The sequence below is a fragment of the Glycomyces sp. MUSA5-2 genome, assembly GCF_037034145.1.
Classification (GTDB): Bacteria; Actinomycetota; Actinomycetes; order Mycobacteriales; family Micromonosporaceae; genus Glycomyces; species Glycomyces artemisiae.
In genome coordinates this window covers 420,583-440,247 of the sequence record NZ_JBAGKG010000002.1, presented here as the reverse complement: position 1 = coordinate 440,247, position 19,665 = coordinate 420,583, and the positions used below count along the sequence as shown (strand labels likewise).

Below are 19,665 nucleotides of genomic sequence, written 5' to 3'. Positions count from 1 at the left end.
TGCCTTCCCGGTTCAGCGGGCGCGGCGGACGAGGGCAAGGCCGATGACGGTGAGGACGGCGAGGGCGATCGCGAAGTCGTCGATGGCGGCGCCGAGCCCGACGGCGTCGGAGAGGTAGCCGAGCGCCAGCGAAAGGCCCCCGGCGAGGGCGTAGATGCTGATGTTGAAGGCGGCGTTGGCTTCGGCGAGCGCGGTCTGCGGGACGGCGCGGTTGAGCATCGAGAGGCCGCCGAGGAACGCGAGGCCCTGGGCGGCCCCGGCGAAGACCGCGGCGAGGAGCAGGACCACGGGCGCGGCGGTCGCGACGGCGGCGATGAGCGCGGCCGCGCAGGCGATCGTGGCGGCCCCGGCGGTGAGCATCAGCCGCGGCACCGTCAGGTGCTTGAGCAGGACCTGCGCGAGGATCGAAGCGCTGAACGCCAGGGCCGCAACGGCTCCGGCGACGATCCGGTTGTCGGTGCCGAGCTGCTCGGTGAGCAGCGAGGGCGCGAGCGAGAGCATGAACGAGGTGGTCGCGAGCGCGGGTCCGGCGACGGCGACGGCCGCGAGAAGGCGGCGCCGGGAGTCGGCGGGGACGCGCGGAACGCGGACCCAGCCGCCGGCGGCGGCCCGCTCGGGACGGCCGAGCGGCATCCGCGCCACGACCGCGATCGCGGTGAGCAGCAGGGCGATCTGGATCCAGAAGACCGTCGAGGTGGGCCCGGGGAGCGTCTCGGAGAGCAGGCCGCCCCACAGCGGGCCGAGGCCGGTGCCGACGGCGACGCCGACGGACCCGAGGAGCGCGGCGAGGCGGCGGCGCCCGTCTCCGGCGAGGTCGGTGACGGCCGCGGTCCCGGCCGAGACCATCGCGCCGGTCGCGGCCCCGGCGAGCACGCGGCCGACCGACAGCGCGAGCACGCCTTGGGCGGTGGCGAACAGGACCGCGGCCACGACGCCGAGTCCGAGGGCGGGGAGCAGGACCGCCTTGCGTCCCAGGCGGTCCGAGGCGGTGCCGGAGACCAGGAGCGAGGCGGCCATGCCGACCATGTACCAGCAGAAGACCGCGGTGAGCGTGCCTTTGGAGAAGCCGAACTCGGCCTGCCAGACGACGTAGAGCGGCGCGGCGGCGTTCGCGAGCATGAAGATCGAGGCGATGGGCCAGGCGGCGAGCCAGGTCCAGGCCGTGCCGGGGCCGCGGACGGCGGCGGGCGGGGCGGTGAGCTGCGAGACCACGGCGGGACTCCTTCGATTGTACGAGTAAACTCGAACTAGTTCGAATAGAGTCGAACATAAAACCGTAGTACGATGCAACTCGTACTAGCGGACCGTGAGACACGACACCTGGAGCCGACATGCCCGAACCCGCCGTCGCAGACCCGGCCACCGGGCTGCTCCCCGAGCCCGCGCGCGACGAGCTGCGCCTGGAACACGTGCTCAGCGCCCTCAGCGACCCGCTGCGCCTGAGCATCGTCCAGGCCTACCTCCGCGACGCCGGGGGCGAGGAGCGCGCCTGCGGCTGGTTCAAGATCGACCGCCCCAAGTCCACCCGGACCCACCACTGGAAGGTCCTCCGCGAATCCGGCGTCGTCCGCCAGCGCCAGGTCGGCCTGGAGCGGCGCAACACCGTCCGCGAAGCCGACCTCGACGCCCGCTTCCCCGGCCTCCTCGACCTCGTCAGGGCCTGGCGGCCCGCGGACTGAGGCCGCCGCGCGGAGCCGAGTCCGATGAGGCCGGAGGCGGAGCTTGCTACCGTACCGGGAACTTCTTCATGTTCTGGGCGGTGCGCATATGGACGGACGAACCCCGGCGGCCGGTCCCGTCCGCACGCGGTTCCGGGTCCTCGGCCCGGTCGAGATCCTGCGGGACGGGAACGCGCTGGGCCCCACCACGGCGCAGCTGCGGTGCGTCCTGGCCCTGCTCCTCCTCGACCTCGGCCGCGCGGTCACCGCCGAGCGCCTCATCGCCGCGCTCTGGCCCGCCGGGCCGCCCGCCTCCGCGCTCAACACCGTCCGCGTCTACGTGACCCGCCTGCGGCGCCTCCTCGCCGGGGACCCCGCGGTCGCCCTCGCGACGGTCGGCCGGGGCTGGCGGCTCGACTGCGACCCGGCGCAAGTTGACCTGTACCGCTTCCGCGACCTCGTCAGCAGGGCCCGCCGCGGCGAGGCCCCCGGAACCGGCCCGCTCCTCGACGAGGCGCTGCGGCTGTGGCGGGGCCCGGCCCTGGCCGACATCGCCGGGGACGAATGGCGCGAGGGCCTCCGGACCGGGCTCGAAGAGGAGCGGCTGGCGGCGCTCGAAGACCGGCTCGCGCACGACATCGCCGCGGGCGCGGCGCGCGACGTGGTCCCCGAGCTGGCCGCGCTCGTCGCCGGCCACCCGGTGCGCGAACGTCCCGCGCAGCTCCTCATGGCGGCGCTCGGCGACTCCGGCCGCACCGCCGAAGCTCTTGCGCTGTACCGGAAGACGCGGCGGTTTCTGGTCGACGAGCTCGGCGTCGAACCCGGCCCCGGACTCCAGCGGGAGCACCGCAGGCTCCTCGGCCGCTCGCGGGAGGAGGCCGCGCGCCTCGACCGCCCGGTGCCGCACCAGCTCCCCGCCGACATCGCGGGCTTCACCGGCCGCGCCGAGGAGCTGGCGCGCCTCGACCGCGGCGCGGGCCCGGTCGCGGTCGTCACCGGCATCCCCGGCTCGGGCAAGACCACCCTGGCCGTCCACTGGGCCCACCGCGCCGCGGGCGACTTCCCCGACGGGAACCTCTGGGCGGACCTGCGCGGCTTCGACCCCGCCGGACGCGCGCTCGACCCGGGGGTCGTGCTCGGCGTCTTCCTCGACGCCCTCGGCGTCCCGCCCGCGCAGGTCCCCGCGAGCGCCGAAGCCCGGTCCGCGCTGTACCGGAGCCTGCTCGCCGAACGGCGGATGCTCGTCGTGCTCGACAACGCCCGCGACGAGGACCAGGTCCGCCCGCTCCTGCCGGGCACCGACGCCTGCCGCGTCCTCATCACCGCGCGCACCAGCCTGGCCGGCCTCGTCGCACGGCACGGCCTCCGCCCCGTCGCCCTCGACGTCCTCGGCCGCGGCGACGCCCGCGACCTCCTGGCCGAGCGGATCGGCGCGCGCCGCGCCGACGCCGAACCCGAAGCGGTGGCCCGCATCATCGACCAGTGCGCCCGGCTGCCGCTGGCGCTCGCCGTCGTGGCGGCAAGGGCCGCAGGCATTCCCGGCGCGCCCCTGGACGCGCTCGCGGACGAGCTGGAGGCCGGGACCGCGCCGCTCGACGGCTTCGCGTTCGCCGACGACTCCAGTATGGACCTGCGGTCGGCGTTCGCCTGCTCGTACCGCGCGCTGAGCCCGGCCGCGGCGCGCACGTTCCGCCTCCTCGGACTCCACTGGGGACCGGACTTCACCGCCGAGGCGGCGGCGGCCCTGACGGGCGAACCGCCCGCCGCGGCCCGCCTGGCCCTCGGCGAACTCGTGCGCCTGGGACTGGCGGGCGAGTTCAGGACCGGCCGGTTCCGCCTCCACGACCTGCTGGCCGCGTACGCCGCCGAACTTGCCGCCGCCGAAGACGGGGAGGCCGCCCGCCGCGACGCCGTCGAGCGCCTGCTCGACCGGCTGCTGCGCTCGGCCGACACTGCGGCGGCGGCGATCACGCCGTTCCCGCTCGCCGACGACGGCGACCACGTCTCCGGGGCCGCCCTCGCCGCGCCCGAGCGGCGCGAGCGGGCCGCGGCGTGGTTCGAATCCGAGCGCGCGGTCCTGCTCGGCGCCGTCGAGGAGGCGTTCAAGCAGGAGTTCCACACGCACGCATGGCAGCTGGCGCGAAGCCTGGAGACCTACCTGCGCCGCCAGAACGCGGCCGCCGAACGGGAGGCCGTGCACCGCACCGCATTGCGCGCCGCCGAGCGCGCGAACAGCGTCCACGGCCTGGCCTCGGCGCACCTGGGACTGGGCATGGTCCAGTCCAACCACGGCGACAAGGCCGAAGCCCGCAAGCACCTGGAACAGGCCCTGGCGCACTTCGGCACCGCCGGGGACTGGAACGGGCAGGCCGACACCTGCCTGGTGCTGTGCGTCCTCGACGGCGCCGCCGGAGACTTCGCCGCCACATTGGAGCACGCGGTCCGCGGCCTGGAGCTGTATGCGCGCGCGGGGAACACCGCCGGGCGCGTCCGCGCGCTGAACAACATCGGGTTCTGCCACGCCCGCCTCGGCGACCCCGCGGCCGCCCGCGACCACTGCCTTGCCGCGCTGGACCTCGCGGTCGGCATCGGCGACACGATCGGCGAGGCGAACGTCCTCGACAGCCTCGGCACCATCGAAGCACAGCTCGGCGAGTACGCCCGGGCGGTCGAACACCTCAGCCGCGCAGTCGAACTCGGCAGCGAGGCCGGGGAGCGGAACTTCACGGCCGCGGCGCTGACCAGCCTGGGCGAGACCCACGCCGCAGCAGGCCAGATGGGCGAAGCCCGTACCGCCTGGCAGCGGGCCGCCGTGATCCTCGACGAACTCGGCCACCCCGGCGCCGCGGCCGTGCGGGCCCGGCTCGCCGGCAGCTGATTAATCGCCGGTCAAACCCGGGTCAAACGGCGGGCCCGAGACTATTCGGATGATCAAACGCATTGCAGCAGTGCTGGGTTCGCTCGTGATGGCCTTCACGGCCGCCGCAGCGGTCGCCTCTCCCGCCTCGGCGGACGTCTCGGCGGCCGCGTCCGAAATCGACTACGCGCTCGACGCGGACTGGAGCGACAGCCCGGCGAAGGACTGCGCCTGGGACCGCGGTTACTGGTACACCGACGGCGACGGCTGCATCCAGAAAAACGGCGACGACATCTGGATCCTCGACCGGGACCCGGACGGCTACGGCGTGGCCGTGTGGTGGTCCGAACCCGTCTCCGGCCGCGACGGCATGTGCATCGACGCTCTCGGGGTCGCGAAGGCATGGGTGCGGTGCAACAAGGACTGGGTCGACGGCCGCACCCTCTACTGGGGCTTCATGTACCACACGGCCGAGGGCTGGATGTACGAAGCCGAGACCTTCAAGACCGTCATTTGACGGGCACCGTCCCCGATCCGAAAGGACTTTGTTTGATGCGCAACCGCATTGCGGCGCTCCTCGCCGCGCTCGCCGCCTCCCTGCTCGTCGGACTCGGCACCGCCGTTCCGGCCGCCGCCGTGGAGTACGAGTTCAACACAGCGAAGGACATCGACTGGTACTCTGCCACAAGGGACTGCTACACCAACACCAACCTGAGCGCCTGCGTCCAGCCGGTCGGCGACGACATCTGGGTCTGGGACAAGAAGGACGACGGCTACCCGATCCAGATCACCTGGTGGGACGGCAACGGCTCCCGTGCGGGCTACTGCTACGACAACCTCGGCCCCTCCAAGGTCTGGGTCTACTGCAACAAGGACTGGACCGAGGGCCACGAGATCCTCTGGTACGCCGAATGGTACGACGACGGCCAGTGGTGGTCCGGCCCCACGCAGCTCACCGTCGTCTGACCGACGAGCGACGGACGAGGCCCTCTAGGCCGCACTGCGGTCACCGCCGGGAACACCGCGGCCTGGAGGGCCTTCCGCTTGCGCCGCAAGCCGTCGAACGGGTCAGGCGAGCTGCGGCAGGACGCGCTCGCCGAACGCGTCGATGAAGCGCTCCTGGTCGGTCCCGACCTGGTGGACGTAGATGCGGGAGAAGCCCAGCTCGGCGTAGGAGGCCAGCGCGGCGGCGTGCCGGCCGAGGTCGGCGGAGACGAGGACGCCCGGTTCGAGGGCGGCGGCCGGGACGTGGGCGCAGGCGGCGTCGAACTGCTCGGGCAGTTCCAGCTCCTGGTTGAGCTCGGCGGGGAGCGCCACGAACCGCCACTGGTCGAGCGCCTGGCCGCGGGCCCGGTCCTCGTCGGGGTCCCAGGAGACGTGGACTTGCAGGTGGCGCGGCTTGCCTTCGCCGCCGCCCTCGTGGAAGGCGCCGATGATCTCGCGCAGGTGCGCGTCGGGGGCGTTGACGGTGATGAGCCCGTCGGCCCAGGCGGCGACCTCGCGCGCGGTCCCGGGCGAGAGCGCGGCTGCGAACAGCAGCGGCGGGGCCGCCGGGCGCGTGTGGAGGCGGGCGGCGCGCACGGTGACGCGGCCGTCGTGGTCGACGGTCTCGCCGTCGAGGAGGCGGCGGATGATGTCCGCGCATTCGGCCAGGCGCGCATTGCGTTCGCTCTTGCGCGGCCACACGGCGCCGGTGATGTGCTCGTTCAGGGCCTGGCCACTGCCGAGCGCGGGTGTGAACCTCCCGGGGTAGAGCTCCTCGACGCTGGCGACGGCCTGCGCGGTGACCGCGGGGTGGTAGCGGTACCCGGGGGCGGTCACGACGCCGAAGGGGACGCTCGTGGCGGCCATGGCGGCGCCGAGCCAGGTCCAGGCGAACCCGGATTCGTCCTGTCCAATGCTCCAGGGCGCGAAGTGGTCCGAGGAGAGCACGGCCGCGAACCCGGCGGCCGCGGCCGCGGCCGCCGTGGCGACGAGGCGCGAGGGCGGGAACTGCTCGTGCGAGGCGTGGTATCCGATCTCCACCGGGGGCTCCTCACTTGAAGACGTGCGCCCGCGGGCGCATCCAGCGGTAGCCGTAGGGGCCGAGCTTGAAGACCGGCGGGTCGTCTCCGTCGCGGGGGTACTCGCGGTCGGTGAGGACGTCGACGAGGTCGTCCAGGTCCTCGTCGGGGATGCGGGCCTCGACGTCGGCGTCGGCGAGGTTGACGAGCGTGACGACCGAACCGTCCTCGCCGTCGTCGTGCCGGAGGGCGACCACGGAGGGGCACCCGGTGTCGAGGACGCGGTGGCGGCCGTAGCCGATCTCGGTGAGGCCCAAGCGGGTCCGCACGAGGTCCCCGACGCGCGCGAGGAGGCCGCCGCCGGGGCTGCGGTGCTGGTCGTAGACGTTGACCTCCTCGTAGCCGAAGGGGCCTTCCCGCACGGGTTCGGCGACGAGCCGGTCCTTGGGCGCGGAGGAGAAGCCGCCGTTCTCGTCGGAGGTCCACTGCATCGGGATGCGCACGCTCAAGCGCTCGCGCCGGGACAGGTCGTCGCCCATGCCGATCTCGTCGCCGTACTGGAGGACCGGCGTGCCGGGGAGCGACAGGAGGAGCGCGTGGGCGGCGGCGAGGCGGGCGGGGTCGCCGCCGAGCATCGGGGCGACGCGGCGGCGGATGCCGCGGCCGTAGGCGCGCATGTCCTCCTCGGGTGCGAAGGCCCGCATGGTCTCCTCGCGTTCGGCCTCGGTGAGCCGTTCGAGGTCGAGCTCGTCGTGGTTGCGCAGCCAGTTCGCGAACTGGCTGCGGCGCGGGGTCGGCGGGAGCTCGTCGAGCGCCTTGTGGACGGGCGCGGCCTCGCCGCGGGCGAGGGCGAGCCAGACGTGGTTGTTGAGCCAGAAGTTGAGCAGCATGGTGAGGCCATCGCCGTCGAGGAAGTAGTCCTCGTACTCCTCCAAGGGGACGTCGACCTCGCCGACGAGCACGGCCTCTGGGTGGCGCAGGGACACGAACTCGCGCAGTTCGCACAGCAAGTCCGCGGCGTCCTCGAACCCGCCGGGGGCTCCGGCCTGGCTGACCATGTAGGGCACGGCGTCGACGCGGAAGCCCGAGACGCCGAGGCGCAGCCAGAACGCCATGATGCGGCGGATCTCCTTGCGCACCTCGGGGTTGGCGGTGTTGAGGTCGGGCTCGTGGGCGTAGAACATGTGCCGGTAGTACTGGCCGGCCTCCTCGTCCCAGGACCAGACGCCGTCCTCCACAGTGGGGAAGACGGATTCGAGGCCGTCGTCGGGGGGCTCGTCGGCCCAGACGTAGTAGTCGCGGTAGGGCGAGTCGGGGTCGGACCTGGCCTCCCGGAACCACGGGTGCTGGTCGGAGGTGTGCTGCACGACCAGGTCGAACAGGACCCGGATGCCCGCCTCCTCGGCCTCCTCCAGGAGCTCGACGACGTCGGGGACGGTGCCGAGCCGCGGGTCGACCGAGAGGTGGTCGGTGATGTCGTAGCCGCCGTCCTTGAACGGCGAAGGGTAGAACGGCAGGATCCACACGCAGGTGGCGCCCAGGCCGCGCAGGTGGTCGAGCCGCCGCGTGAGGCCCTGGATGTCGCCCCACCCGTCCCCGTTCGCGTCGCGGAACACGGCCGGGTCGACGGCGTAGATGACGGCGTTCCGGTACCAGAGCGGCTGCACGGCGCCTCCTTCGCGTTCGCGGTCCTCTTCGGTCACCGTCTGGTGCCCGCCGGGGCGCGCCCCGAAACCCGCCGCCGACCGGGCCGCATGCGGGTGCGTGCGTGAGTACGACGGGTCCGGCAGGGGTATCCGGTCCTCATGGACGAGCACGAGGGCGCCCTCGGCGGCGCCATGGCGTCGTACTGGATGGCCTCCGCGCCGGGCCCGGCGCGTCCCGTGCTCCAGGAGGACGCCGAGGCCGACATCGCGGTCGTCGGCGGCGGGATCGCTGGACTGTGCACCGCGCGCGAACTCGCGCTCGCGGGACGGTCGGTCGTGCTGGTGGAGGCCGACCGGGTCGCCGCTGGCGTCACCGGCCACACCACGGCGAAGCTCTCCGCCCAGCACGGGCTGGTCTACGCGCATCTGAGCGACGCGTTCGGCGCCGACGCGGCCCGCGACTACGCGACGGCGCAGACCGAGGCGATCGAGCACGTCCGCCGCACCGCCGAGGACCTGGGCGTCGACTGCGACCTGGAGACCACGGCCTCGTTCGTCTACGACGAGCGCGACTCGGAGACCGAGTCCCTGCAGCGGGAGGCCGAGGCCGCCCGCGAGGCCGGGCTGGACGCCGCGTTCACCACCGAGACGGGGCTGCCGTTCCCCGTCGCGGGCGCGGTCCGGGTCGAGGGCCAGGCCCAGTTCCATCCCCGCAAGTTCCTGCTGGCCGTCGCCGAGGACCTCCTCGCCCGCGGCGGCCGCGTCTTCGAGGGCTCCCGCGTCGTTGACGTCGCCGCTGAGGACGGCGGCCACCGGCTCGCCGTCGCAGGAGGTGCGGCGATCCGGTGCCGCGAGGCCGTCATCGCCACGCACTACCCGGTCGTCAACCGGGCGCGGCTCCTCTCCCGGCTCAAGCCGCGGCGCGAACTCGTCGTGGCCGCGCCTGTCCCCGCGGACGCCGACCCCGGCGGCATGTACCTCACCACGGCCGACGACACGCGGTCGGTGCGCACCGCCCCGCTGCCGGACGGGCGGCGGCTCCTCATCGTCACCGGGGAGGCGTTCACGCCGGGCGAGCCGGGCGTGGGCGAACGGTACCGCACACTCGCGGCCTGGACCGCGGACCGCTTCGGCGCCAAGGACATCGCCTACCGCTGGGCCGCGCAGGACAACGGCACGCCCGACCGCGTCCCCTACATCGGAGGGATGCCCGGCGGCGACGGGCTCTACGTCGCCTGCGGGTTCGGCGGCTGGGGCATGAGCAACGGCATGGCCGCCGCGCGCCTGATCACCGGACTCGCCACCGGCGCGCCGCCCGCGTGGGCGGGCCTGTTCGACCCCTCGCGCCTCCGCATCATGAAGGAGGCCGGACCGATCGCCGCCAACCAGAAGACCGTGATGACGCACCTCGTCGGCGACCGCCTCCGGCACGCCCCCGTCGCCTCGGCCGACGAGCTCGATCTCGGCCAGGGCGCGGTCATCCGCGTCGACGGCCGCCTGCGCGCCGTCTACCGCGACGACGCGGGCGACCTCCACACGCGGTCGGCCGCCTGCACCCACATGGGCTGCGTCGTCGGCTTCAACGACGCCGAGCGCACCTGGGAGTGCCCGTGCCACGGCTCCCGCTTCGGCACCGACGGCGCGGTCCTCCAGGGCCCGGCGACCGCGCCCCTCCGCGACGAGTCGGTCTGACATGGCACCGCGATGGCCCGGCGCCGCCCCGCCCGAGGACGCCGGCATCGACCGGCTCCGCCGGGCCGCCCGCTCCTGCGAAGGCTGCGACCTGTACCGCGACGCCACCCAGACCGTCTTCGGCGACGGCCCCGACGACGCCCGCCTCCTCATGGTCGGCGAACAGCCCGGCGACACCGAGGACCGCGAAGGCGAACCCTTCGTCGGCCCCGCGGGACGCCTCCTGGACCGGGCCCTGGAAGCCGCCGGCATCGACCGCTCCCAGGTCTACGTCACCAACGCCGTCAAGCACTTCAAGTTCACCCGCACCGAACACGGCAACCGCCGCCTCCACAAGAAGCCCTCCCGCGGCGAGACCCTCGCCTGCCGCCCCTGGCTCCTCGCCGAACTCGACGCCGTCCACCCCGACCTCGTGGTCGCCCTCGGCGCCACCGCCGCCCAATCCCTCCAAGGCCCCGAATTCCGCGTCACCACCCAACGCGGCCGCCTCCTCGACCTCGACATCGAAGGCGCCCCGAAGCCCTACCGCTTCCTCGCCACCGTCCACCCCTCCGCGGTGATCCGCCTCAGCGGCGACGAACGCGAGGAAGCCCTGACCCGCTTCACCGCCGACCTCCGCAAAGCCGCCGACGCCCTGGATCGATCGCGCTAGCCCTCGTCGGCGAGCTCCGCAGCCCACCGCCGCGACCACTCGATGACCGGCCCAAGAGCCTCGCGGGCATCATGCCCGAGCGAGGTGAGGGCATAACCGCCGTCGTCCAGCACCTCGACGATCCGAACCTCTTGCAGCTCCACAAGCCGCTGCCGCAGCACACTGGACGACATGTCGTCGCAGCGCCGCTGGAGCAGCCGGAAGCCGAGCGGCTCCTCCCCCAGCTCCCAGATGATCCGCAGCGTCCACCTGCGCCCGAACAGGTCCAGCGCCGCCATCAGCGACCGCCCCGTGGTGGACCCGCGGACCGGCCGCCCCGGCCTGGGCGTGGACGACGCGTTCATGACCCTCCGCCAACTCTTGTGCTTCTGATTCCGAAGCACTAGTATCACACATCGCACCACCGCTTCGAAATCCGAAGCGCTCATCCCGAGACAGGAGCGTTCCATGCCCAAGGGCTACTGGGTCAGCGTCTACCCCGCCATCGAAGACCCCGAGAAGCTGACGGCCTACAACAAACTCGCAGGCATAGCCGTCAAAGCCGCAGGCGGTCGAGTCCTCGCCAGCATCGGCAGCCGAGTCGTCGCCCACGAAGCCGGCATCCCCGAACGCGTCGTCCTCATCGAATTCGACACCTTCGAACAGGCAGTCGCCGCGTACGAGAGCCCGGCCTACCGGACAGCCCTGGCCGAACTCCCCGACGGCTTCGAACGCGACTTCCGCATCACCGAAAGCCTCACCTGACCCCGTCCGCGACCCCGAACCGGCTCGTCACCCAGGCACCCCCAACGAACAGCGCCCGCCCGCCTTCCCCATCGACCTTCACGCATGCTCGCCGAGCGAGTCTCCCTCCCGACCGCGACGTCCTCAACGCCGACGCCGGCTCTTCCTCTACGAAACGATAACCGCCGCATTGCCGGAAAGGTGGATTCACTGAACTGCTAGACCCCTGCTGGGAACTCGTGGCCATTCACGCATCACATTCTTCTGGACATTGAGTCCGCGTGGCCTCCTTCAAGCTAGTGTGCAATTTCGCATATTTGGAACACGTGAATCAAGTGTCAATTGCGCCCTACCAGCCGGGAAGTGACGGTTGGAGACGACATCACCGTGACACTGAGAACCTCACGTTGCAGAACGGCACTGCCTGTCAGGGACACGACATCACCCAAACGAGTGCCGGTAGGTGCGTGGAGGTTGGCGGCCGTCTACGGTAAGGTAATCGAATTCCTTAGCGGGTTAAACGCTCACCGCAGCCGTCAGCGGTCGCCAGCCGGTGATTGACATGGCGGAAACGACACATCAACGCAAAGGACCCACGATGGCGGCTTCTGCCCGTTCCTCTAAATCATCTTCGACCCAATCATCTGCCTCCCAGAACAAGCAGGCGGACCGCTCTGAAATCGCACGAAAAATCGCCAGGGAGACCGTTGAAAGCGACGCGCGCCGCTTGGAGGTCGCATCACAACTCGTGTATCGGACTAGCTGAATTGAGACAGATGTGGCGCATGATCGGTCCAGTGTCACCGCGGACTGGATTGGCGGTTCATCATGCTTACCTTGCTCGTTGCTCGAATTGAATCTGGCGTTACCTAGACGTTCGATGATAACCTGGATAGCCATCGAAAAATCTGGCGAGATTACAGGTGCATCATGGACGCTACCGTGTCACACGATCCTCTGTTCGAAATCGTGACCTCATCGACGATCCAGCGGAACACTCTTGCCGATTTGGCCGCCGAGAAGATCGCAGCCATCCGGATCCCGGATTTCCTTACAGCCCAAGAGCAGCAAGATCTCCTCGAACGTCTTCTTGAAGCCGAATTCGAGTCCTACGGTTCCGAGCGCGTCTACCCTCAGGTGATGCGATTCGGGGTCGCCGTGAGCGACTACAACGAGCATGGCACTCTCTCCGACCGTTACTGGGAAGCACTCGACAGTAATGGCGACATTACCGGCCGCCTGAAGCTGCCGTACGATCCGTTCAGGCTCTGCCGCGAGCGGATTGGAGCGGAGCTCCCTTTCCCTGTCGAAATCGGAACGCGGCGAGGGCGTAGCTTTGCACCCGGAGTCTTCCGCGAACCGAACAACGGTTTTCAAGTGCATTTCGATGATGCACGGCGGGAGTTTCCGACCAACTTGGTGGATGAGAACCTGATCGCACAGTTCGCGTTCAACCTGTATTTGAGCGTCCCAGAAGAGGGAGGTGAAACCGTCATCTGGCGACACCACTGGATGCCGGAGGATGAGTCGCATCGGCTGCCGAACTCATATGGCTACGCTGAAACGGTGGTCGCACGAGCGGAATCGCTGGAAATCCGTCCGAATGTCGGCGACGTTCTGCTGCTCAATCCGCGCTTCTTCCACGCCGTCAGACCGAGCCGGGGAGCCCGACGGATTTCACTCGGTTTTTCTCTGGGCCTGACCGATGACGGCCGCCTGCTCACCTGGGGTTGATCCCACGCTCTAGAGGACGGAGATCGCGCGGTACGCGGATGAAACCGAATGAATCGAGAGTTGAGATACTGAACCATGTCGATGGAAGTACTTAGATACACCGCGTTCTGCGATGGTCCCAGCGGCGGAAACCCGGCGGGAGTGGTGCTCGACGCAGCTGGCGCAAGCTCGGAAGAAATGCAGAAAACCGCCCGAGAGGTCGGGTACTCGGAGACCGCCTTCTTGCAGTCTGTCGGTGACGCGATCCAAGTGCGGTACTTCAGCCCCAAGGTCGAGGTACCTTTCTGCGGCCATGCCACGATCGCAGCGGCAGTCGCCTTCGCGGAACGCTTTGGCACCGGTGACATGCTCCTACGCACACAAGCCGGATACGTTACGGTCGCGACCTCACGTACCTCGGACAACGCTGTCTCCGCCACATTGACCAGTGTCGTACCGCAGACAGCGGCGCTGCCCTTGGAAGCGCTCGATTCGCTGCTGCACGCGTTCGGTTGGACGGGCGCCGCGCTCGATCCTGCGTTCCCCGTGAAAGCCGCATACGCCGGCGCATGGCATCCGGTCATCGCAGTTGACACACGGGAGCGTCTAGCTGCGCTCCACTACGACATGGACGCCTTGGCAACGCTCATGGCAGCATACGATTGGGCGACAGTCAACGTGATCTGGCGAGCCAGACCGCAAGTCTTCTTCGCTCGCAATCCGTTCCCGCCTGGAGGAGTCTACGAGGATCCGGCGACGGGCGCTGCTGCGGCCGCGCTCGGCGGATACCTCAGAGAACTTGATCTGGTCTCCACACCGGCGCGGGTCGAGGTCTTTCAGGGCCAGGACATGGGTAGACCCAGCAGGATCGTTATCGACATTCCAGCAGACCCCGCCAGCGGCATCAGAGTGACCGGAACTGCTCGCCCGGTCCAATCCCCAGTCGACCAAGGACCCCGGGGCGCATAAGTCCACGAGTTGGACTGTCAGTTCGATCTCGACAGGGGCGTTCAACGGCAGCTCCGGCACTCCAACGGTCGTTCGGGCGTGACGTCCCCGTTCCCCGAAGACCGCAACGAGGAGATCACTGGCACCGTCGATCACACTGGGCTGCGCATGGAAGCCGGGAACAGAGGCGACGTAGCCAACGAGCCTTGCGATCTCGGAGACGTCACTGAGGCTTGCGATCGAGTGGACGGCCGCCAGAGCGGCCAAGAGGCATTGCACGCTGAGGTTTCTCGCCTGTGACGGCTCGACCTCACCGCCGACTCGGCCCGATGCGAGGAGCCGGCCGTTGCGAAGCGGAATCTGCCCCGCGATGAACACCAGGTTCCCGACACGCTTCGCAGGTATATACGACCCTTTCGGCGCGCTAACCGTCGGCAGCTCAAGGCCGAGCTCCTGCAATCGATCGTATGGATCTGTCATGGGCGCAACTCCAACCGGGAATTGAGTTCAATCAGGAAACTGCTGTCGCATGCGCTCGAGCAGGTTTGATGTCAGCTCAGTGGTCGCATGCGTCATGCCGAGAGCGACGCGTTCTTCTTGATGCAGGTCCTTGAGATGTGCCCAAGCTTCGTCTTCACGACCCAGACCCAGGAGTACGACCCCTTTTTGATGACGCAACATGAATGACTCCGGGGACGGTGCTCCTGCCGTGGAGTGGTTTGCATCCTCCAGCGCGGCTTCGACCTCGTCGAGAGCCTCGTCCCAGCGTTCTCGCATCTGCAAGGCGGTCACCTTGGACTGCCGAACGAAGAGAGTCTGCGGATTGTCCGGGGGCCAATTTCGGTGCATGACTTCGAGGATGTCCTCGAGCATTTCCATTGCTTCTTCCACCCGAGAGTCCTGATAGAGGATCGCACGAGCAAGGCTGTGCCGAACCACCATCGTGTCGGAGTGTTCAGGGCCGCGAACCTGATGCTCGTTCTCGGCCCGAAGGATCTCCACCAGCAGTGGCTCCGCCTCACGCCATCTGGATTGTTCGAGGATCGAGCGGGCGTACTTGTGCCGACTCGCCAGCGTGTCCGGATCGTCCTCCCCCAGCAGTTGACTTCGCTCAACGATGACCTGCTTGAGCTCTGCTTCTGCTGCGCTCGCGTCACCGCGCTCAAGCAGAATCCGCCCGTACTCGTGTCGAAGCCCCAGAATCTCACGATCGCCGGCATCCAAACCGAAACTCCCGCACTCCTTGATGAGTTTCTGCACCAGGTCCTCGGCTGGTTTGAGGAGACCCGACGCGATCAGCCAGCGGACGGTCCTGCGGCCGAGCTCAACCGCGTCGGCGACCAGTTTAGAGTCGTCAATAGGCTGGCCTAGCAAGGTGTTCCGTACTGCTTCAACACTGTGGGGGGCCAGGTCGGACCAGACCTGCCAGTCTTTGCGCTGGTCTGGATCGCAATCGCGCAGAGCTCGCTCCAGAAGGGCTATGTTCAGCCGACAGTATTCGCTCCGATCACGCTCAATCTTTTCGCTCCTTCGTAGGATCCCCTGAAACACTGGATGCATCGAGACAACTGAGGCCCACCGCGGGTCGGATCGATCGAGTTCCTGGAAATCCACCAGTCCGAAGTCTCCAAGAATGCCCAACATTCGCTCCCAATCCCTTTCACCAAGGCGAGGGAACAGTGGCGACTGGTTAAGCAGGTCCGTGTTGAGAAGCGCATGATACGGGATGGGCGCGTAGGAGAAGCAGGACAAGGCCCTCAAAAGCGCAACAGCCTGCGGCGACCGTCGATCGATCAACTCGAGCGAGAGCATCAGCGTGCCCTCCACCGCACTCAAGCCCAAGGACTCAGCGGTTCCTCCGGCGGTCTCTCCAAGCGGCGACGAAGCCCAGTCTCGAAGTCGCTGCTGGTAACCGGCGAAATCCGTAGCCCCGCGTACAGCTCCCAGAGCACGCGGCCCCCGCGCCGACTGAAGGTATTTCGCAGCGGCCCAGAGCGCCAATGGCAGCCCCTCGAGCGCCTCGGCGAGATTGCGGGCATCTTCCAACGACCCCGCATCCCTGACCAGATCCCTGAGCATGTGCGCCCCCGCCAGGCCCTCCAGCGGCGGAACGACGTGCACCTCGCTCCACTCCCCCCATGCCTGCTCGTTTCGGTCCCGGCTCGTAACCAGCACCGCTCCATGGACCCCGACGGGCTTGCGCAGCCAGCCAGTTCCATCAGAGACGGGTCCGCCCGAAGGGTTCAGCACGTCCGGGTCGTCGGCGTTGTCGAAGACCAGCAGCCACGGCTCCGACAGTTCGTCAAGAAACTTCCAGGTCAGATCAGGAGGATGTGCGCGCCCTGACCAAGCCTGGTTGATCTGACCCGTGGGCACCCCGATCCGACTCGCGACTTCCCGCATGGAACCGCTGATTCGGTTCGCGGCGACCCACCAGACCTCCCAGCCTTCCCGTTCAGCATGCTTGGCAAGCTCAAGGGCGACTCGCGTCTTGCCCGAACCGCCGCCACCGGCAAGAACATGAACGCTCGGACGCCTGACCCCGTTGCGAAGCTCGCTTATCAACGCTTCTCGCCCTTGCGTCCTTTTGTTCAATCGAGCCAAAGGGGGGGCAACGGATACCTGACCCTCGCCCAGGATCATGGAGGTCGAATCGGGCGCCCGAGAGGACTTGTCTTGGGCGACCGCTTCACCGGCGAGTCTCGACTTCACCCATTTGGTGATCTTGCCGACGGAAACGAGACCATCCATGCAGAGGCTCCTTGAGGGATATTTAGAGCCACAACTATAGCGTAGTTTGTCTATCTCCCTGGTCCCATCGAAGCCGCGGACAATCCGGCACGGTCGATAAGCAGAATTGATCTTGCTCCGCAGCCGCACTGGACAGACCTGGACACGTTGGCAACATCCGGTCGACCTCCTGAGCTCACGACACGCAAGCAAGATCAGTTACCTCGAAGCATGATCCGACACCATGACACCTATCCCCGCCAGTCCGAATCCACCCTCCGCGCGTCGCGTGCAGATAGCATTGCGGAGGGCACCACTCAACGACGGAATTCGATGTTCTCACGATCTGCTCGGGACGCCGTCTGAACCAGCTTCCCTATAGACTTGGTGCTTATGAAGGACTCCTCGAGTAGCGGCCGTAGCGATCTATTCCGCGCCCACCTCGAACAACTCGAGGTGGCCGGGCCGGTGCTAAGCAACAGACTCGGCGCGAATCCCTCCAAACCGCCTCCAGCAGGTATCCGTCACCACATGACCCATCTGATGCGCATGCTGAGCCGAGATTTGACCGAAGATGGCAACCCTGAGAGCAGCAGGAAATTCAGATTCGAGCGTGACGGTGACGAGAAGCGACCTGTTTGACCAAGAACTGGTAGTCCACCTCTTCGCGCCGGTCGATGGCCCGAACGCTGGACCAGCCCACGAAGAGATCAGCGGCATTTGGGACAGATGCCGTGACAGGTTGGGTATGTCGAATCCCATCTCCCACACCGGGTTGCCGACCTGCCTGCCCACCGACTTCGAAGACTTCCCCGTCGAGAGCGCGATCGCGGGGATCGAAGACGGATCAGCGGATCTCCAGGCCATCGCCCGCCGCGACCATGACGTGGTCAACCTGTCGATCGCCTTTGCATCGCCGTACGACTCGCGCGCACGGAGACTGCGGATCGGTTCGGCCCTGCCTCCTGGCTGGTTCGAGTTCGACCGATGGTGGCGTGAGATCTCCAGTCTGGGAACTGATGCGCAACTCGGTGTGGTCACCGTGTTCCAGGCCCAGTCCGACAGAGACGTCGCCGAGCTCGCCATAGAGGTTCGAAATACGCTCCCCAGACAGGAGGAGCAGACTCGATGGTGGGAGCAACCTTGGACGAATCCGCAGGGGTTCCACGTCTGGGAGATCTCACCTCAAGACGAGCGCTCACACCGATGCCTCGCCGTGGTCGTTCCCCATCACCAGAGCAGCGCTCTCAACGAATGGACTTGGAGCCGCGGCGATACCGCCCTCCCGCCGCTGGCGCGTTACCTGATGCATGCCGCAAAGCTGCGCCGCCAGACACGGGTACGCGGCAACGGCCGGTCAGTGTCAGAACTACTCAAGCGCGCAGATGACAGGCGCGAGCGGTTGGCCGGGTCGGTCAGCCCCCTTTCTGGAGCAGGGACCGCAGAAGAAGACTGGAATGGATTGCATGCGGACGACATCGCACTGACCGGGGCCTTGGCCGAACTGCGGGCCATGCGGAACACCGTCAAGATCGCGATCGACAACATGACTGCGACCATGCCAGAGCTTTGCGGCGCCGACCTGCAATTCGCTCAGCGGTTGCCGAAGCAGCTCGACGATGATGTGGAGTACCTGCACACGGCAAGGGAAGCCGCCCGCGACATCGTGACGGCATGGCGTAGCCACTATGGATCGCCGAGCCAGGGGTCGCAACCCACGGCTCGACCTGTCTTCGGAATATTGCACCCCGACAATGCGCCATCCGCCAAACCCCAAGGACGTCCACAACGCACTTTGGTTCGGATGGGTTTCGCGGTAGATATCGTCGAATACAGCTTGCGAACGGCACCGGCAAAGGATGCGGCACAGGAGCGCCTGAAGCACCTTGTGCTGGGGGTGCTTGACGAGCTCGGCCTCAGCATCAAAGAGACGGAGCACCAGGGCACAGGCGACGGCATGAACGTATTCCTTCCCGCCTCGATCGAACTGCACCGCGCCCTCCCTCGCATCATTCGGTCGTGGGATGAGAAGCTCGCATTCAACAACAAACAGTACACTGATCGACTTCGGTTGCGACTCTCTCTGGCAGTAGGGCCGGTTGGCGTCGCGGCAATCGGCCTCAGCGGCAACACAATTGTGGAAGTCGTTCGCCTGGTCGAAAGCGATCCGATTCGCCGCGCAATGATCGAGAACCCCGAAGCCGATCTTGCAGTACTCGTCTCCGATCAGCTCTATGAATACGTCATCGGAGAAGGGCACCTCGGTCTGGAAGCAAATCGCTTCACCCGAGTGGAAGTGCAGGTCAAGAAGTACAACCGCCCTGCATGGCTTTGGATGTCCAACCTAGGAGGTAGAGGGTGAAGAAGTGGAGATACGGTTTGGATGCGATAACGTCGCGGCGTTCAAAACCGGACGCAGAAAACGCGTGGAATACGCTCTTACTGATCAACGATTGGATCAAGCACGCCGAGATCAAGGCAGCTGCCGCATTGACCGCATGCGGAGTTCTGGGCGGAGCACTTTTCACACTAGTTCGAACCGAGTTCGATTCGGGAGTTGCCTTCCGCATTTCGGCAATCGTGTGCGCCATACTGCTCCTCGCAAGCTGGTTCAGTGCCAGCATGGCCCTCCGACCGAGAACAAAATCCTCTAGCAGTGCCATAAACCTACTGTATTACGACCATGTCGCGACCATTTACCGGGCTCGCCCAGATGCCTACATCAACGATCTCAGCGATCTCATTCAGCATCCGGATGCGCTTACCACGGCGATCTCGCAGCAGATCTGGGCGAATGCAGCAGTAGCCCATCGGAAATTCCTCTGGGGAAACGCCGGCATAACCGGACTGCTACTCTCGTTGCCTTCCTTGTCTGCCGCGGCCATCTTTTCACTCGCGAACGTATTACTAGGTCGTGTTTGCGAACTTTGCTTCCAACCGAGACTGATCGCTACTCGGAAGCTGATTCAAAAGCCTAGCTCGGGTGACGTCCTGCACGGGATGAACTGCTAGGCACCGAAAGCGGCTGAGCCTGGCTCGGAAA

The 19,665-nt window shown here is 67.7% G+C and carries 16 protein-coding genes and 1 pseudogene; 11 read left to right on the top strand and 6 right to left on the bottom strand.

All coding sequences use genetic code 11. The annotated features are described in order from the left end of the window. Positions 1-12: 12 nt before the first annotated feature. Complete coding sequence (locus WA640_RS07695) at positions 13-1,212, bottom strand: MFS transporter (RefSeq protein WP_335986970.1); 1,200 nt, start codon at positions 1,210-1,212, stop codon at positions 13-15. A gap of 119 nt (positions 1,213-1,331) precedes the next feature. On the opposite strand from WA640_RS07695, the gene WA640_RS07690 reads away from it, so the two are divergent. The 4 genes from WA640_RS07690 to WA640_RS07675 all read left to right on the top strand — a co-directional run bounded on the left by WA640_RS07690 (position 1,332) and on the right by WA640_RS07675 (position 5,481). Beyond that, positions 1,332-1,679: an ArsR/SmtB family transcription factor gene (locus tag WA640_RS07690; RefSeq protein WP_106366514.1), complete on the top strand. Its 348-nt coding sequence runs from the start codon at positions 1,332-1,334 to the stop codon at positions 1,677-1,679. Positions 1,680-1,767: 88 nt separating this feature from the next. Beyond that, the gene (locus WA640_RS07685; protein ID WP_335986969.1) at positions 1,768-4,536 is read left to right on the top strand and encodes an AfsR/SARP family transcriptional regulator; all 2,769 of its coding nucleotides are present in this window, start codon (positions 1,768-1,770) and stop codon (positions 4,534-4,536) included. 49 nt (positions 4,537-4,585) lie between these two features. After that, positions 4,586-5,032 (top strand): hypothetical protein, encoded by a 447-nt coding sequence (locus tag WA640_RS07680; protein WP_335986968.1) that lies wholly within the window; start codon positions 4,586-4,588, stop codon positions 5,030-5,032. 35 nt (positions 5,033-5,067) lie between these two features. After that, positions 5,068-5,481, top strand: a complete 414-nt coding sequence (locus tag WA640_RS07675; RefSeq protein WP_335986967.1) for a hypothetical protein — start codon at positions 5,068-5,070, stop codon at positions 5,479-5,481. Between the two features lie 102 nt (positions 5,482-5,583). On the opposite strand, the gene WA640_RS07670 is transcribed toward WA640_RS07675, so the two are convergent. Together WA640_RS07670 and WA640_RS07665 are read right to left on the bottom strand one after the other, a co-directional pair. Further along, entirely contained in the window at positions 5,584-6,540 is a 957-nt protein-coding gene (locus WA640_RS07670; RefSeq protein WP_335986965.1) for a TIGR03885 family FMN-dependent LLM class oxidoreductase, read from the bottom strand. Between the two features lie 10 nt (positions 6,541-6,550). Beyond that, complete coding sequence (locus WA640_RS07665) at positions 6,551-8,185, bottom strand: alpha-amylase family protein (RefSeq protein WP_335986963.1); 1,635 nt, start codon at positions 8,183-8,185, stop codon at positions 6,551-6,553. A gap of 138 nt (positions 8,186-8,323) precedes the next feature. Here WA640_RS07665 and WA640_RS07660 point away from each other — a divergent pair, with 138 nt between their 5' ends. Together WA640_RS07660 and WA640_RS07655 are read left to right on the top strand one after the other, a co-directional pair. After that, the gene (locus tag WA640_RS07660; RefSeq protein ID WP_335986962.1) at positions 8,324-9,856 is read left to right on the top strand and encodes an FAD-dependent oxidoreductase; all 1,533 of its coding nucleotides are present in this window, start codon (positions 8,324-8,326) and stop codon (positions 9,854-9,856) included. A 1-nt stretch (position 9,857) separates the two neighbouring features. Continuing rightward, positions 9,858-10,508, top strand: coding sequence for a UdgX family uracil-DNA binding protein (locus tag WA640_RS07655; protein ID WP_335986961.1), 651 nt, complete (start codon positions 9,858-9,860; stop codon positions 10,506-10,508). Here the strand turns inward: WA640_RS07655 and WA640_RS07650 are convergent. After that, positions 10,505-10,852: a winged helix-turn-helix transcriptional regulator gene (locus WA640_RS07650; protein WP_106366504.1), complete on the bottom strand. Its 348-nt coding sequence runs from the start codon at positions 10,850-10,852 to the stop codon at positions 10,505-10,507. The genes WA640_RS07655 and WA640_RS07650 overlap by 4 nt on opposite strands. A 103-nt stretch (positions 10,853-10,955) precedes the next feature. Here WA640_RS07650 and WA640_RS07645 point away from each other — a divergent pair, with 103 nt between their 5' ends. From WA640_RS07645 to WA640_RS07635, 3 genes are all read left to right on the top strand, one after another. Continuing rightward, positions 10,956-11,252 carry a DUF1330 domain-containing protein gene (locus tag WA640_RS07645; RefSeq protein ID WP_335986960.1) on the top strand — a complete coding sequence of 99 codons (297 nt, stop codon included), beginning with the start codon at positions 10,956-10,958 and terminating at the stop codon, positions 11,250-11,252. 909 nt (positions 11,253-12,161) lie between these two features. Then, positions 12,162-12,965, top strand: a complete 804-nt coding sequence (locus WA640_RS07640) for a 2OG-Fe(II)-dependent halogenase WelO5 family protein (protein WP_335986958.1) — start codon at positions 12,162-12,164, stop codon at positions 12,963-12,965. An 81-nt stretch (positions 12,966-13,046) separates the two neighbouring features. Further along, positions 13,047-13,913 carry a PhzF family phenazine biosynthesis protein gene (locus WA640_RS07635; RefSeq protein WP_442904713.1) on the top strand — a complete coding sequence of 289 codons (867 nt, stop codon included), beginning with the start codon at positions 13,047-13,049 and terminating at the stop codon, positions 13,911-13,913. A gap of 6 nt (positions 13,914-13,919) precedes the next feature. On the opposite strand, the pseudogene WA640_RS07630 reads toward WA640_RS07635, so the two are convergent. Both WA640_RS07630 and WA640_RS07625 read right to left on the bottom strand, forming a co-directional pair. Beyond that, a pseudogene (locus WA640_RS07630) lies at positions 13,920-14,372 on the bottom strand (RidA family protein); the annotation flags it as partial. Positions 14,373-14,399: 27 nt separating this feature from the next. Beyond that, a complete protein-coding gene (locus WA640_RS07625) occupies positions 14,400-16,643 on the bottom strand; it encodes a tetratricopeptide repeat protein (protein ID WP_335986956.1) in 2,244 nt (747 codons plus the stop codon). Between the two features lie 592 nt (positions 16,644-17,235). On the opposite strand from WA640_RS07625, the gene WA640_RS07620 reads away from it, so the two are divergent. Together WA640_RS07620 and WA640_RS07615 are read left to right on the top strand one after the other, a co-directional pair. Beyond that, entirely contained in the window at positions 17,236-18,984 is a 1,749-nt protein-coding gene (locus tag WA640_RS07620) for a CATRA conflict system CASPASE/TPR repeat-associated protein (protein WP_335986955.1), read from the top strand. Continuing rightward, positions 18,981-19,634, top strand: coding sequence for a Pycsar system effector family protein (locus WA640_RS07615; protein WP_335986954.1), 654 nt, complete (start codon positions 18,981-18,983; stop codon positions 19,632-19,634). Before WA640_RS07620 ends, WA640_RS07615 begins: the two co-directional genes overlap by 4 nt. Positions 19,635-19,665 lie beyond the last annotated feature (31 nt).